This is a genomic window from Chamaesiphon sp. OTE_75_metabat_556, assembly GCF_031378165.1.
In the GTDB taxonomy this organism is placed as follows: domain Bacteria; phylum Cyanobacteriota; class Cyanobacteriia; order Cyanobacteriales; family Chamaesiphonaceae; genus Chamaesiphon.
Window position 1 is genome coordinate 1 of record NZ_JANNDR010000046.1, and the last position, 14,992, is coordinate 14,992.

15 protein-coding genes are annotated in these 14,992 nt (G+C 46.3%); 7 read left to right on the forward strand and 8 right to left on the reverse strand.

The annotated features are described in order from the left end of the window. The first annotated feature begins 435 nt into the window (after positions 1-435). Positions 436-2,613 carry a COR domain-containing protein gene (locus RMO27_RS02340; RefSeq protein WP_396133600.1) on the forward strand — a complete coding sequence of 726 codons (2,178 nt, stop codon included), beginning with the start codon at positions 436-438 and terminating at the stop codon, positions 2,611-2,613. Between the two features lie 70 nt (positions 2,614-2,683). Next, positions 2,684-2,893 carry a DUF6887 family protein gene (locus RMO27_RS02345; RefSeq protein WP_309728677.1) on the forward strand — a complete coding sequence of 70 codons (210 nt, stop codon included), beginning with the start codon at positions 2,684-2,686 and terminating at the stop codon, positions 2,891-2,893. Between the two features lie 307 nt (positions 2,894-3,200). On the opposite strand, the gene RMO27_RS02350 is transcribed toward RMO27_RS02345, so the two are convergent. The 5 genes from RMO27_RS02350 to rplI form a co-directional block, all read right to left on the reverse strand. Further along, positions 3,201-4,133: a bifunctional riboflavin kinase/FAD synthetase gene (locus RMO27_RS02350; RefSeq protein WP_309728678.1), complete on the reverse strand. Its 933-nt coding sequence runs from the start codon at positions 4,131-4,133 to the stop codon at positions 3,201-3,203. Between the two features lie 163 nt (positions 4,134-4,296). Further along, complete coding sequence (locus RMO27_RS02355; protein ID WP_309728680.1) at positions 4,297-4,566, reverse strand: hypothetical protein; 270 nt, start codon at positions 4,564-4,566, stop codon at positions 4,297-4,299. Positions 4,567-4,642: 76 nt separating this feature from the next. After that, complete coding sequence (folP, locus tag RMO27_RS02360; protein ID WP_309728682.1) at positions 4,643-5,494, reverse strand: dihydropteroate synthase; 852 nt, start codon at positions 5,492-5,494, stop codon at positions 4,643-4,645. Between the two features lie 36 nt (positions 5,495-5,530). After that, complete coding sequence (gene dnaB, locus RMO27_RS02365) at positions 5,531-6,877, reverse strand: replicative DNA helicase (protein ID WP_309728683.1); 1,347 nt, start codon at positions 6,875-6,877, stop codon at positions 5,531-5,533. A gap of 194 nt (positions 6,878-7,071) precedes the next feature. After that, positions 7,072-7,530 (reverse strand): 50S ribosomal protein L9, encoded by a 459-nt coding sequence (gene rplI / locus RMO27_RS02370; RefSeq protein ID WP_309728685.1) that lies wholly within the window; start codon positions 7,528-7,530, stop codon positions 7,072-7,074. Positions 7,531-7,758: 228 nt separating this feature from the next. Here rplI and RMO27_RS02375 point away from each other — a divergent pair, with 228 nt between their 5' ends. The 4 genes from RMO27_RS02375 (at position 7,759) to RMO27_RS02390 (ending at position 11,771) form a co-directional block, all read left to right on the forward strand. Beyond that, entirely contained in the window at positions 7,759-9,555 is a 1,797-nt protein-coding gene (locus RMO27_RS02375) for an ABC transporter ATP-binding protein (RefSeq protein ID WP_309728687.1), read from the forward strand. A gap of 426 nt (positions 9,556-9,981) precedes the next feature. Next, entirely contained in the window at positions 9,982-10,629 is a 648-nt protein-coding gene (locus RMO27_RS02380) for a response regulator transcription factor (RefSeq protein ID WP_309728690.1), read from the forward strand. 351 nt (positions 10,630-10,980) lie between these two features. After that, on the forward strand, positions 10,981-11,262 hold the full coding sequence (locus tag RMO27_RS02385) for a hypothetical protein (RefSeq protein ID WP_309728692.1): 282 nt from the start codon (positions 10,981-10,983) through the stop codon (positions 11,260-11,262). A 188-nt stretch (positions 11,263-11,450) separates the two neighbouring features. After that, positions 11,451-11,771 carry a hypothetical protein gene (locus tag RMO27_RS02390; RefSeq protein ID WP_309728694.1) on the forward strand — a complete coding sequence of 107 codons (321 nt, stop codon included), beginning with the start codon at positions 11,451-11,453 and terminating at the stop codon, positions 11,769-11,771. Between the two features lie 72 nt (positions 11,772-11,843). Here RMO27_RS02390 and RMO27_RS02395 read toward each other — a convergent pair whose 3' ends face one another. Beyond that, complete coding sequence (locus RMO27_RS02395) at positions 11,844-13,115, reverse strand: valine--pyruvate transaminase (RefSeq protein WP_309728696.1); 1,272 nt, start codon at positions 13,113-13,115, stop codon at positions 11,844-11,846. A gap of 150 nt (positions 13,116-13,265) precedes the next feature. On the opposite strand from RMO27_RS02395, the gene RMO27_RS02400 reads away from it, so the two are divergent. Beyond that, the gene (locus tag RMO27_RS02400; RefSeq protein ID WP_309728698.1) at positions 13,266-14,399 is read left to right on the forward strand and encodes a cob(I)yrinic acid a,c-diamide adenosyltransferase; all 1,134 of its coding nucleotides are present in this window, start codon (positions 13,266-13,268) and stop codon (positions 14,397-14,399) included. A gap of 43 nt (positions 14,400-14,442) precedes the next feature. Here RMO27_RS02400 and RMO27_RS02405 read toward each other — a convergent pair whose 3' ends face one another. Further along, positions 14,443-14,769, reverse strand: a complete 327-nt coding sequence (locus RMO27_RS02405; RefSeq protein ID WP_309728727.1) for a dual specificity protein phosphatase family protein — start codon at positions 14,767-14,769, stop codon at positions 14,443-14,445. 12 nt (positions 14,770-14,781) lie between these two features. Continuing rightward, the gene (locus tag RMO27_RS02410) at positions 14,782-14,967 is read right to left on the reverse strand and encodes a hypothetical protein (RefSeq protein WP_309728700.1); all 186 of its coding nucleotides are present in this window, start codon (positions 14,965-14,967) and stop codon (positions 14,782-14,784) included. Between the last annotated feature and the right edge of the window lie 25 nt (positions 14,968-14,992).

Genomic DNA, 14,992 nt, shown 5'->3' on the forward strand with positions numbered 1-14,992 from the left:
GGGAAGAGCTTAACCTAACTGAATTCCCTCGATCTGTGGGCTAACCAATTTAATACTTTACCAGAGTCAATCGAGCACTTAATCAACCTCTCCGTCCTTGACCTCAGGAACAACAAACTCAATGCTTTACCAGAGTCGATCGGGAACTTAATTAATCTTACCTCTCTCGACCTATCTCTTAATCAATTCAATGCTTTATCAGGGTCGATCGGGAACTTAACCAATCTTACTTTTCTCAATCTTAACGAGAACCAATTTAATACTTTACCAGAGTCGATCGGGAACTTAATTAATCTTACCTCTTTCGACATTAGAGACAACAAACTCAACGTTTTACCAGAGTCAATTGGGAACTTAACAAATCTCACTTCTCTCGATCTCAGTTTTCACCAAATTAACGTATTACCGGAGTCAATTGGGAACTTAACCAATCTCATTTCCCTTGACCTTCGGAACAATAAACTCAACGTATTGCCGGAGTCAATTGGGAACTTAACCAACCTCATTTCCCTCGACCTTCGGAACAATAAACTCAACGTATTGCCGGAGTCAATTGGGAGCTTAACCAACCTCACTTCCCTCGACATTAGGAACAACTCATTCATTCAAATACCTCCGGAAATTGTCAAAAAAGGTGGGCTTGCAGTTCGTGATTACTATCGACAAAGAGTAGAAGAGAATACTGATTATATTTATGAAGCCAAGCTGCTAATCATAGGTGAAGGCGGAGCGGGAAAAACTAGCCTTGCCAAAAAACTTATTGATTCCAACTACAATCTCAAACTTGAAGGTAGCGACAATCCCGAAAAATCTACCGAAGGTATCGACGTACTTCGCTTAAACTTCCAGCATCTCAGTGGTAATTCCTTCCGCATCAACATTTGGGATTTTGGCGGTCAAGAAATCTATCACGCCACCCATCAATTCTTCCTCACCAAACGCTCCCTCTATCTCCTCGTCGCCGATACCCGCCAAGACAATACCGATTTTAACTTCTGGCTAGAAGTCGTCGAACTCCTCAGTGAAGCTAGCCCCACACTGATTGTCAAAAACGAAAAACAAGACCGCCCCTGCCAAGTCAACGAAAACCAACTACGCGGACGATTCCCAAGCTTGGAAAAAATTCTCCCTACTAACCTTGCCAGTAATCGTGGACTTCCCGAAATCCTCACCGCAGCTCAACACTATATCAGTCAACTTCCCCACATCGGTCAACCCCTACCCAAAACATGGGTGCGTGTCCGCGCTGCCGTAGAAGCCAACGCCTGCAACTATATCCCCCAATCCAAATTCCTCGATCTGTGCGACACCTATGGATTTAAACGCCACGAAGACAAACTCCAACTCAGCAGCTACCTTCATGACCTTGGTGTCTGCTTGCACTTCCAAGACGATCCTATCCTAAAGAACTGGATTATACTCAAACCAGAATGGGGTACTACTGCCGTCTACACCGTCCTCGACACACCCAAAGTCCAGCAAGCCCTCGGTTGTTTTACCCACGACGACCTTGCCCAAATTTGGGCGGACGATAAATATACCGACATGTGTGACGAACTGCTGCAATTGATGATGCGGTTTAAACTCTGCTACGAAATCCCTCACCGCCCCCGCACCTACATCGCCCCCCAACTGCTCTCGCCGAACGAACCCGAATACGCTTGGAACGACGCCGACAACCTCATCCTGCGTTATCACTATGATTTCATGCCCAAGGGAATGCTCACCCGTTTCACCGTCGAAATGCACAGGCTAATTGACAGCGATCTCGTCTGGAAAGAAGGCATTATCCTCTCCGAAGAAAATGCCAGAGCCGAAGTCATCGAAACCTATTCCAAAAATGAAATCCGCATTCGAGTATCCGGTTTTCCCAAGAAAGACCTCCTCACCCGCATTCGCCACGAGTTTAATAAAATCCACGATTCCTACGAAAAGCTTCGCTACCGAGAATTAATTCCCTGCAATTGTCTAACCTGCAAAGGCTCTCAAAATCCCCATGCTTATGCGCTGCAAAAACTCCAAGAACGGCTGCAAAATCAAACCTACGAAACCGAGTGCGACAAGCCGCCCTACCGCAAAGTCAAGGTTCATAGTTTGATTGATGATGCGATCGGTACTAGCAATGTAACCCAACCAATTAGAGGCGATCGCTACAATGGAGAAGAAAGCTCCATTACAAATGTCTTTATTAACGCAGGAAAATCTACAGTGACAGAACAATCCCCTAAAACTACCAAATTTGACCTTCGCCAAGCTAACATTGGGGCGATCGCAACCGATGAAGCTCAAGCAACTGTCACTGACAACACTTTTATTCAAAACCACAACGCCAACACCGTCGAACTTCTCAACCTCATAAACACCCTTCGCCAAACCTCCACCCAATTCCCCACTGAAATTCAAGAAGATCTAATCATCGACATCGATGACATCGAAACTGAAATCAAGCAACCAGAAGAGAACCGCAATCCAGCTCGTCTAAAAAAGCGTCTCATCGCCCTCCTTGCTATTGCAGGTACGATCGCTACTCCGATCGCTGGCATCACCGACTTTACCAACAACGTCCTAGAAATCGGTAACAAACTCCACATCGAACTTCCCCAAATCCCATAGAATATACCGTTCAGAACAATCGATCGTCTCATTGCCAAAGTCCTAGTCGCAGGTAATGGAGATAGATCTAATGAGTCAAATTAATTATCGACAGATGAATCAGAAAGAATTACGTGATTATGTACTCACTCATCGAGAGGATGAAGCAGCCTTCTATGCTTATGTCGATCTGCTCCATGCTGAAGTAAATTGGGTAGAAATGCCTGCATTAGAATCGGAGCAAGATCTAGAGAATTATCCCGAATTCCTCGATCTAATTCGGAAAAATTCTAAAAATTAAGTTAGAGGCTGTTTGAAAAGTTATTTTTGACACCCATAGTTTTTATGAATCCCCCTAAATCCCCCTTAAAAAGGGGGTCTAAGAATCCGGTTCCCCACTTCTTGGGGCGGTTCCTTTCGCGGGGAACCCGCGCGGAGCGCATCCGCTTTTTAAGGGGGCTAGCGGCTCGCGCACGCCTTTGTTCCCCGACGGTTTGCGGATGCGCGCTCCTCGGCTTTGCCGAGGGTTTAGCGCACCAAGCAGCGAGACAAGACAGGGGGATTTTCCAGGGTTTGGGTGTAACAGATTTGACTTTTCAAACACCCTCTTAGATATTTTGAGAACTTTGAATCTGAAAAAATACTCTTGCAGTGTCGCAGTCAGCTTGAATTTGGTTGGTAAGTGCGGTCAGATCGGGAAACTTTTGTTCCGATCGCAAGAATTGGTGCAAATAAATAGTCAATTGCTGTTCGTATAGATTGCCATCCCAATCAAGGAGATGGACTTCGATCGTGGTATTGACACCATTGACAGTTGGGCGTTTGCCGATATTCATTACGCCTGGTAATTGTTGTTGGGTGGCAGTGTCTACTCGCACGCAATAGACACCCTGACGCGGCAGAAACTTTTCGGGTGGATACTTGAGATTGGCAGTCGGAAATCCGATCGATCGACCGATTTCTTGACCGTTAATTACCGTCCCGACGATCGAGTAATATCTGCCTAATAATGTTTTAGTCAGTTGTAAATCCGCTGCTAATAACGCCGCCCGAATCCGCGAACTACTAATCCGGCTCTCGCCATTTTGTTCTAAGGGTGCAATCTTGGTGGTGATGTCAACATCTGCGGTGAGTTGCACCAAATCTGCTGCTGCACCAGCGCGCTGATTGCCAAACCGAAAATCTTCACCGACGCTGACAAATTTCGACTGCAATCGATTGTTTAAAATCTGCGTCACAAATTCCTGTGGGGACAGTTTTACCAACTCGCGATCGAATGGTAATAATACTAGTTGCTGGATGCCCAACTGCTCTAAAATCATCGCTTTCTCCGGTTGGGGAGTGATCAGTTGGCGTTGTTGTCCGGTAAAAAATTCCTGCGGATGCGGATCGAACGTCACCACGGTTTTATAACAATCTGGATCGTCCAATTCTAAGACAGGTTTAATCACCTCTAGATGACCCCGATGAATGCCGTCAAAGTTACCTAGCGCAATCGCTGTCGGAGTCAATAGATTGTCGAGAGATGATTTAATCTGCACTGTTGTTGGTTACTATTTAGCGATCGATCGCGAGATGATTTGTGATGCTCAGAACTGAACTTTCGACTGCCTGGAACCAATCTATTGAATTAGTAGGAATTGATCGTTGGCGTTGGCGGAGCCTCTGCTTTATCAGAAGCCGCGCCGCGAGGTAATCGCGAGATTAGTTTCCTAATCCAGTCAAATGTTGCAAAATAATATCGATCTTGCCTTCGAGTCTGGCGATATCTACCTTCATCGAAGCTATATCTGCTCTCGTCGCATCGGATTTATCTTGAAGTTCGTCTAGTTCGTCATAAACTTGTTGAAAAGCCTCGTCGATACTTTTGGCTGGCATTTGAGTTGCTTCCAATCGTTGGATGCGCGAACTCGATTGGCGCATTCTCCGCCGGAGATCTCGCTCTGGTTGGTTTGATTCTGGTGAGTTAGTCATCTTAACCGATCTTTTTAGCCCTTCTCTATTTTCTCATCACTTTTGGCTAAGTGTGCAAACTTATCCCGTCTAGATCCTAATTTCTGAACATGACATCAGCAACCCGAATGACATCAAGCATTTCGGCAACATCATGAACGCGCAGGATATCCGCCCCCCTAGCGATCGATGCACAGCAAGCGGCTGCCGTGCCCCACAAGCGGCCTTCGGGGTCGGGTTGGTTCAAAATCTTGCCGATGAAGCTTTTACGCGATACACCGACTAATAGGGGCAAATCCAGAATCTCGAATCTATCTAAGTGGCGAATAATTTCAATACTCTGCTGATATTGTTTAGCAAACCCAATCCCTGGATCGATCATAATCTTGGCTCGATCGATCCCAGCATTCACCGCTCGATCGATCTGCATCTCAAGGAAGGCTAAAATCTCACCGACGACATCATCATAATCAGTCATCTGCTGCATCGTCGCTGGCGTCCCGCGCAGGTGCATCATGACGTAGGGCACTCCCAATTGTGAGACTGTCGCGAACATTTCGGCATCAAATTGGCCACCAGAAACATCATTAATGATATCTGCACCAGCTTGAATTGCCGATCGAGCGACGCTGGCTTTGGTAGTATCGATCGAAATGGGAATATGTTGAGTATCGGGATGTTGTCGGATGCCCTGGATTACGGGGATTACCCGCGCTAATTCTGTCGCTTCATCTACAGGTGTCGCCCCTGGTTTGGTAGATTCGCCACCGATATCGATGATATCTACACCTGAGATTACCATTTGGATTGCTCGATCGATCGCGGCATTCACTGTCGCAAATCTGCCCCCATCGCTAAAGCTATCGGGAGTCACGTTCAACACGCCCATAATATAGGTGCGACTACCCCAGTCAAAACTTTTACTGCGAATATTTAAATTTTTAGTCACTACTCAATTATCTAGATAAACGATCGATTGCTCTGATTAATTCATCGGACGAGCCAAATTCTTGAACTTAGTCAAACCTGGATCGAACACTAGTTTGACTACACCTGTCGGGCCATTTCGATGTTTGGTAATAATTAATTCGGTAATGTCTCGATCGGGCGTGTCGGGATTATAATAAGCATCACGATAAAGCATAATAATTAAATCCGCGTCTTGTTCAATACTACCCGATTCTCTCAAGTCTGACATCATTGGTCGCTTATTATTTCTCGCTTCAACACCACGACTTAACTGCGACAAAGCAATTAATGGAACTTGTAATTCTCGTGCCAATCCTTTTAAACCACGGGTAATTTTTGAGATTTCTTGAACGCGATTATCGCTGCTACCTTCCATGAGTTGAAGATAGTCGATCATAATTAATCCCAAAGTACCACCATGCTCAGCTTGTAATTTCCGCGCTTGGCTCCGCATCTCCATCAGCATCATACTGGCATTATCATCGATATAAATTGGCAGCTCAGAAATTCTGTCTACTGCTTTATAGACAGAATCCCATTCATTCGGACTAATTCGTCCCGCCCGCAGTCGATTACTATCGACACCAGCTTCACTAGCAATCAATCTTTGGACTAATTGATCCTTAGACATCTCCAAGCTAAATACTAATACTGGTAGCTTATGCAACCTTGCCATGTTATAGGCAATATTCAAACTTATCGCTGTTTTTCCCATTGACGGACGACCCGCAATGATGATCAGATCCGATCTCTGAAAACCGCCAGTCATCCCGTCGAGATCGCTAAAATCACTAGTCAATCCAGGGGGAATTAATTGGTCGTGACGATCTTGAATATCTTGGTAAGTAGTCGCAACAATGTCTTTAATTGGTGTTAGCCCTTGCTTCGGTCTAGCTTGGGTCAAATTGAGGATTTGTTGTTCCGATTCATCGAGGACGATTTCTAATGGTCGATCGGCAGCATAGCCGAGCTGAGTGACTTCTGTACCTGCTTTAATCAACTCACGCCGGATATATTTATCCATCACCAGGACGGCTAATGAATCGATATTCACCGCACTAACTGTTCGTTCGAGTAATTGAATTAGTTTAGCTTGTCCGCCGATTTTCTCAAGTTGTTTTTGGTCGATCAACCAGTCAGTGAGGGTGAGCAAATCTGTCGGTTTACCTTGTCCATTGAGATCCAGACAGGCTTTGTAGATATCTATATGTGTCGGGATATAAAAGGCTTCGGGAATAAGTTTTTCGGCAACACGCCCGATCGCTTCTGGATCGAGTAAAATCCCACCCAGGATGGCTTCCTCAACTTCAATATTCTGGGGGGGAATCAGACTTGTCGATCGAAAGTTGGGTATATCTGACATTTAAGATCTGTAGGGGCGGGTTTATACTACTGGCTCGAACGAAGCAAAAGATCTCATTTAAACCCGCCCATCTTACTAGCAATGGGTAGATCTTGAATCACCTTTACTAGCACTATTGTACCAAAAAAGCCATTCGTAGATACAAAAATAGGCTGCGGGTGCAGCCTGAGTCGATCGGTAATTCTGAACTAAAATTACTTGGAGACGACTTCGATTTCGACAGTGACGATAACTTCAGGATGGAGCTTGAGTTCGGCTCTATAGGTACCGATTTTGGCTACATCAGGCAGCGTGATATCGCGCTTGTCAACTTCTTGGGTAGTGACGGCTTTGATGACTTCAGCAACTTCGGCGGTGGTAACAGTACCAAAGATGGCATCATTTTCACCAACTTGCTTAGCAATGGAGAATTTACCAGCTTTTTCGATCGCTGCTTTTTGAGTCAGAGCGACTTCTTTGAGTGCCAATAACCGCAACCGCTCGATTTCGCGACGCTTTTCGGCTTGCTTGAGGATGCCAGGGGTGACATTAGTCGCAATTTTTTGAGGCAAGAGATAGTTGCGAGCATAACCAGGTGCTACTTCTACTAAATCGCCATTTTTGCCCAGTTTACGGACGTCTTGGGTTAAAACTAACTGTACGCGCTTTGCCATATTGATTTCGATGTCAGCTTTCTAAGCTATATTTGAGATGGTGCCACAAACCTACGATCTTATCACACAAGATCTCTCTATGTCAGGTATTAGGTTTTAGGCTTTAGGTGAAGAGGGAGTGGATAGTGGATAGTGAATAGTGGATAGATTTGGAACGATCTCCCAGTCACCCAGTCACCCAGTCACCCAGTCGCCTCGTCTCCCAGTCCCCGTCCCCATCCCTAAACAATGTCGCGTTTTCAAAAACTCCTCAACTACCTCAATCCTTATAAATGGCAAACAGCACAAGGTATCTTTGCGCTGTTTGTGGTCAATGCTTTGAGTGTTTATCTCCCGCTACTAATTAGAGATGGGATCGATCGACTGAAAACTTCATTTACTAGCGACTATCTGACTCAACTAGCAATCTTCATTGTCGGATTGACATCGTTGATGTGGATTGTGCGGATGATTTCGCGGATTCTGATTTTTGGTGTGGGACGGCAAGTTCAAGCCAAAATGAAACAGGATATCTTCGAGCAAATCTTGCGGTTAGAGCCAGGATATTTTGTGACGATGACGGTGGGAGATCTGATCAATCGGTTTACCAGTGATGTCGAGAACATCATGCGGTTGGTCGGTTTTGCAGTATTAAGTACGGCGAATATCGTGTTTGCATACGCGTTAACTTTACCTGCGATGCTGTCCATTAATGTCAAGCTCACTGTGTTTTCATTAGCGGTGTATCCGTTGATGTTGATTACAGTCCAGCTATTTAGCAGTCAACTTCGCGATCAACAGGTTGTCGTCCAAGAATCAATTTCTGATTTGAGTGAGTTGATTCAGGAAGATATGAGCGGTATCGCTGCGATCAAAATTTATGCTCAAGAAGAGAACGAACGGCGAGCATTTAGAAAGAAGAATCAAGAATTATTTACAGCCAATCTCAAGCTAGCAGAATCACGAAACACGATTTTTCCCATCATTCAAGGACTAGCCTCGATTAGTTTGTTGGTCTTATTATGGCAAGGCGGGCTAGAGATCGCCAATCAAAATATTAGTCCAGCCATAAATTTCTCATGGACGGGTGGACTCGAAATCATCTCCAAAAAAACTACGGTTGGTGACTTCTTGTCATTGATTATTTTCGCCCAAAATCTAATTTTCCCCACTGCATTACTGGGGTTCACAATTACGGCATATCAGCGGGGGGAAGTCAGTATCGATCGAGTCGAAGCGATCTTATTCAATCGACCTAAAATTGCCGATACGCCGACTGCAATTCATCTAGATCGGGCTGTGCGAGGACAGATCGTCGCCCGTAATTTCAGTTACACTCATCCTGGTGCCGATACACCTGCGCTCAAGCAGCTTAATTTTACAATTTCACCGGGCGAAACGATCGCGATCGTCGGACCGATCGGTGCTGGCAAATCGACACTGGCGAATGCCATTCCTCGCTTAGTCGAAATCCCCGCACAGAGTTTATTTATCGATGATTATGATGTGACTAGTGTGAGTCTAGCCGATCTGCGCGGGGCGATCGCTTATGTACCCCAAGAAAGCTTCTTATTTAGTACGTCGATCGAGAATAATATCCGGTATGGCGAACCTGTAGCTAGTAGAAATAAGGTTGAAGCCGCTGCTAAATTGGGACAAATTCATTGGGAAATTGAGAATTTCCCCGCCCAATACGATACGATCGTCGGCGAACGTGGCATCACCCTCTCTGGTGGCCAACGCCAACGGACGGCATTAGCGCGAGCCTTACTGATGAATGCACCGATTTTGATTCTCGACGATGCACTTTCGAGTGTCGATAATCAAACCGCCACCGCTATTTTGCAGAATCTTGCCCACGCCGGACAAAAGCGGACTGTGATATTTATTACACATCAATTATCCGCAGCGGCCACTGCCGATCGGATTATGGTGATGGATAAAGGTGAAATCGTCCAAACTGGTACCCATCAGGAGTTAATTGCTCAGCAAGGTCTGTATCAGTGGTTGTGCAATCAGAATCAGTTAGAGGAGTTGCTACATTAGCGATCAGTTTGACGATCTAGCCGATAACAAATGTCTAATTTGCTACTAGTTGACTAGTTTCAAAATCAGAGTAGATTTTAAATAGCTCATCTAGATAATTACCACTCGATCGCAATCTTAGAGTATTATCTATAGACACCTGTGGTCTGAAGTATTTTGGCGATCGCTGTTCGAGCTGTCAAGAATTGACTCTACACAAGCTTCATTATCCGATCGGCTACGGAGATTGTCTCCTAACTATTAAGATCTATAGGGAAATATATGGCGATCGACACCCAATCGCTTATTTCCAAAATAATAATAATACCTAGATTATTGCCGCTATTTTGGTTGAATAAGTCAGAAAAAGGCTAGCATTTCAACCCCATTGGGTGGTTAAATACAGATTATCGATCGCAACAAACGGTTAACTCTAGTCAGAAGATTATGAAAGCAGTTGGTGGAAAAGACCGCAAGCGACTACTATTAATCGATGATGACCCCAATCTCATCTTATTAGTCAAAGATTATTTAGAGTTTCGAGGCTATGAGGTTTTGACTGCTGATAATGGGAAAGAAGCACTCAATCTACTTTCCCAAAACCTCCCCGACATGATCATCTGTGACATTATGATGCCAGAGATGGATGGCTATGCCCTGATCGAAAATGTCCGCAAAGATCCGCGTACCAGTTGGATTCCGGTCTTGTTTCTCTCCGCTCGCGGTCAAAGCCAAGATCGGATTAAAGGTCTGAACTTGGGTGCCGATGTCTATATGGTCAAACCCTTCGAGCCGGAAGAACTCGTCGCCCAAGTCGAATCTTCGCTCAAGCAAACCAATCGATTATTGCTACATACTGACGGGATTGGCGATGATAATTCGCCCATTCAAGTGCCAGCCACTGTCGAACTCACGCCGACCGAACTCAAGGTCGTGCAATTGGTAGCTAGAGGACTCGCCAATCGGGAAATTGCCCTCCAAATGAATGTCAGCCAACGCACGATCGAAAGTCATGTCTCGAATATGCTCGGCAAAACCGGACTCAGCAATCGGACGGAATTAGCGCGCTGGGCGATCGAAACGAGAATGGCTTAATTTAGTTGGGAGTTGGGAGTTGGGAGCGAAGAAGAGTAGGAAGAATTAGTGCTCGCACAAGTTTGGAGATAGTTCGTCGGCTACTCACCATTTAGGATTTAGGTAACTACTGACAACTAATTCACTATCAACTCCCTGTCTTGTCTCGCTTGCTTGGTGCGCTGTCTTGACCCAAACGCACGCCGAGGAGACCTCGGCGCGATTTGGGTCGCTAATCCGTCGGGACACCCGACGAACGCGCATCCGCAAACCCTCGGCAAAGCCTAAATTCTTAAGGGTAGTCGATCGGCGATCGCGCAGGACGACTGAATCTTACTAAAATGGCGGTAAGCTCTTCACTCACTTACTAACATGTACCAGTACGAGCTACCTAAATACATACCCACCGCCGACGAATTGCCGTGCTCGGACGATACCCCAGTGGGCAATGAACTCCAAGAACTCATCCCTAGCTTACTCAAATCAAGAGAATGGTTGTATTGGTACGACGAAAACAACAGCCGTTATCCCACCCCTTACGAACGAGCCAAGCTCGAAAGTCAACGAGCCGATCTCGCAAGTCAGCGAGCCGATCGATTAGCCGCTCAGTTACGCGCTTTGGGGATCGAGCCGGAGGTACCCTCAACCCAATGAGTGCGATCGAACATCGGCTATTGGGGCGGAAGTTACGACGATCGCATATTCTAGCAAAAGCCAATCGATCGGTAGGGGTAATTCATGAATTACCCCTACCGATCACACTGCCGATAAATCGGCAATCGAATCATTATTTAATTGCGATCACTAGCATCATTTAGTGCGAACGAGAGCAAGTAGGAAATGTGAAGTCATTTAAATATGACAGCGCGAAAACAGGGGCGCAGACGGGGTGTAGTGCTAACGATGGTTGGATCTCGAAAACTCCAAGCCGCAAGAATTGCCAACTCTTACAGACTTTTACCGGACACGATCGAGCAATTCTCACCGTCCCCTTCCGTCTCGATAGTCGGCAATTAGCGATGCCTGGTGCCGATCTCACGATTAAAATTTGGGAAATTGAGACGGGCAAATTATTGCAGACTCTGCTCGGACATGTCGATCGGGTGAACTCCATCTGTTACAGTCCCGATGGCAAATCGCTCTATAGTGCTACTGGGGGATGAAATTCTCAAAATCTGCGATCTGGGTACGGGTAATTGTCATAGCCTTCGACCTTACCAGTAGCCTTTTTTCTCCTACTTCCCCCGATACACTTGCGTCACCACCTGGGCTAATCGCTCCATCGCCGTAGTAATATCCGCATCGCTAGCTGTCAGGCTGATGCGGATACATTGTTGCTTGTGTGCCCAATCTTCGTGCAATCCAGGGAAGAAGGAATTTCCAGGTACAACGATAATACCGACTTGTTTGAGCAATTGATATAGATCCCAATCAGTCATCGGTAGATCTTGGAACCACATCCAGGCAAAAATTGCGCCCTCGCCGCGATGGAGATACCACGGTAAATCTTGGGGCATAAATTTGGTCAATCCGGCTTCGAGAACGGCAAACTTTTGTTGATAATACGGGCGGATGACGGTAGTCGCCAAATTGGCCAACCGACCGCTGGCGATCGCTTTAGCGGCGATTGCTTGGCCGTAGCGGGATGAGTGAAGGCACATATTGGTCTGGAATGATTCCAGTACGCCGATAAACTTTTCGCTACCCAGGGCGATGCCGATCCGTTCTCCTGGCAATCCGGCTTTGGAAAGGCTCATACAATGCAAGATATTATCCCCGAAGATCGGGGTCATTTCGGTGAAGTTCAGACTAGGGAATGGTGGTGCGTAAGCCGAATCGATCAACACTGGCGCGTCGTAATTAGCTGCAAGTGCCACAATTTTATGAACTTCTTCGCCCGTCAAGACATTTCCGGTCGGATTACAAGGACGTGAAAATAATACGCAGCCAGTATTTTCGCCGATCTGTAACTGACTAAAATCGGGACGATATTTGAAGCTATGATTGGCCGCATCGATATCCAGAGTTGGCTTGTAGGCGACTACTGAATCTGGAACGATCGCCATCCCGCCATAGCCCGTATAATCGGGACTCAACGGTAACACCACCTGTTTCATCTGCGATCCCGCTGTTTGCCCGCCAAAAGCATTCATCGCATAAAAATACAAACTCTGGCTGCCAGGGGTAATCAACACGTTTTTGGCAGTCAAATTGAGGCCGTAGCGATGATTGAAATCAGAGACGATCGCGTCGATTAGTGGTTGATAGCCTTGGCTCGAACCATAGCGACAGACCACCTCGCCATAATCCTTGCTATCCAATAACTCGATCGTGTAATCCCGCCACATTTGCTCGATCTCTGGCAAGATCACCGGATTACCCGCGCTGAGATTGATAAATTCTTCACCTTTGCGGGCAGCCAGCGTTTCTTGAATGTCTTTCATAATGGCACGTACGCCAGTTAGATTAGACATTTGATTACCGATTTGAGATAGTGCGAGGTTCATAGTGATGATGTGGCGATCGAGCGAGCAAATGTTAAAGCTATTATAAACAACCATTCTCCTAAGTTGTCTATAATCATTGAGCGGCGAACATCGATCGGACTCGATCACCTCCACCCGAACATCACTCATCAAATTGGGAGTTAAAGCTAAGTGACTAGAGTTGGCATTGGGATTCGCACGGCGACAAAACGCAAAGAACGTGCGGCAGGACAAATTCACGTCTACGATGGGGCGGGGAAAGGTAAATCCCAAGCAGCACTAGGTGTTGTATTGCGATCGATCGGATTGGGTATTGAAGCAGGCGCGGATACCAGAATTTTATTATTGCAATTTTTGAAGGGTTCGGAACGCGACTATGATGAAGATGCGGCGATCGCGGCACTGCGAAAGAGTTTCCCCCATTTGATCGATCGGGTACGGACGGGTCGATCCGAATATTTTGGGAAAGAAGAAGTCACGGATTTCGATCGCGCCGAAGCCCATCGCGCCTGGACGGTGGCTAAAGGTGCGATTTATTCAGATCTATATTCCGTGATCGTCCTAGACGAACTCAGTCCCACACTCGACTTAGGTTTGCTCCCGATTGCCGAAATCGTGGAGATCTTGCAATCGAAACCCAATCATCTCGAAGTGATCGTGACTGGGCGCGACGCCCCCGCCGAACTGATCGAAATCGCCGATCTGCATTCCGAAATGAGAGCACACCATCATCCCGAAGCCGCAGCTCAAGGAATTTCCGGAATTGAAATCTATACGGGTGCGGGTAAAGGTAAATCTACAAGCGCGCTGGGTAAAGCATTACAAGCGATCGGTAAGGGTATCAGCCAAGATGAGTCCCATCGCGTCCTGATCGTCCAATGGCTCAAAGGCGGTACTGGCTATACCGAAGATGCCGCGATCGATGCTTTGAAAAAAAGTTATCCCCAACTAGTCGATCATCATCGCTGCGGTGGCGACGCGATCGTCTGGCGCGGCAAGCAACAAGATATCGACTACGTTGAGGCGCAACGGGGCTGGGAAATCGCCAGTAGTGCGATCGCGTCAGGACTGTACAAAACGATCATTCTCGACGAATTAAACCCTACTGTAGACCTCGATCTCCTCGATCAAGAACCGATCGTCCGCAGTCTAGTCAATAAGCCCCAGGATACGCAGGTAATTATTACCGGACGCTGCTTCAATACTCCGGCTTACTTTAATATTGCCAGCGTCCACTCGGAAATGATCTGCCACAAACATTATGCCGATCGAGGTGTCGATCTGCGTAGGGGTGTGGATTTTTAGCTGATAACAATTACAGATCCGGTTAGATGAGTGTGTTTCTCAATCAAATACATTCATCTAGTAAGCTGTAAAGTTCTGTCATAACTCGCCAAGGATTTCTGCCCCAGAATGGTGCCACAATTACCGCTTCATAGGGATTTCGCCCCGTTTGGATAACAGTATCGATCGCCGATTTACACGAGTATCCACGCCCAGCAACGAGCCAAGCCCCTAGAATTTGCCCAGTGCGCCCAACTCCGCCAGAGCAGTGAATTACTACCTTTTCAGTCGATCGAACTGCACTAGCTAGAAATGGCAATATGTGGTGAATGAGCAGGTGCCGATCGACCAATCGAAAATCATCAACTGGTGCCCAACAGACTCGATCAATTTCAAAGTTTTGTCAATATATACTTGGTAAATCTGAATATCGATTTAGTTGAGATGCCGACAACAAACAACAGACCCGCTGAATGTCTCGATCACGCATAAATTCGACCCACTGTGCGACTTGTCGATCGGTGTATCCAGGTCTAGCACTACCAAACACGATTGATTCATCTGCTGAAGCCGCCGCAAATTTGTACATGCTATTCGATCTAAAAATAAATTCC

Excerpts from the sequence above, each read along its gene's own strand:
- RMO27_RS02345 (WP_309728677.1), top strand. The coding sequence starts at position 2,684 with ATGAGTCAAATTAATTATCGACAGATGAATCAGAAAGAATTACGTGAT.
- RMO27_RS02355 (WP_309728680.1), bottom strand. The coding sequence starts at position 4,566 with ATGACTAACTCACCAGAATCAAACCAACCAGAGCGAGATCTCCGGCGG.
- dnaB (WP_309728683.1), bottom strand. The coding sequence starts at position 6,877 with ATGTCAGATATACCCAACTTTCGATCGACAAGTCTGATTCCCCCCCAG.
- rplI (WP_309728685.1), bottom strand. The coding sequence starts at position 7,530 with ATGGCAAAGCGCGTACAGTTAGTTTTAACCCAAGACGTCCGTAAACTG.
- RMO27_RS02375 (WP_309728687.1), top strand. The coding sequence starts at position 7,759 with ATGTCGCGTTTTCAAAAACTCCTCAACTACCTCAATCCTTATAAATGG.
- RMO27_RS02380 (WP_309728690.1), top strand. The coding sequence starts at position 9,982 with ATGAAAGCAGTTGGTGGAAAAGACCGCAAGCGACTACTATTAATCGAT.
- RMO27_RS02385 (WP_309728692.1), top strand. The coding sequence starts at position 10,981 with ATGTACCAGTACGAGCTACCTAAATACATACCCACCGCCGACGAATTG.
- RMO27_RS02395 (WP_309728696.1), bottom strand. The coding sequence starts at position 13,115 with ATGAACCTCGCACTATCTCAAATCGGTAATCAAATGTCTAATCTAACT.
- RMO27_RS02410 (WP_309728700.1), bottom strand. The coding sequence starts at position 14,967 with ATGTACAAATTTGCGGCGGCTTCAGCAGATGAATCAATCGTGTTTGGT.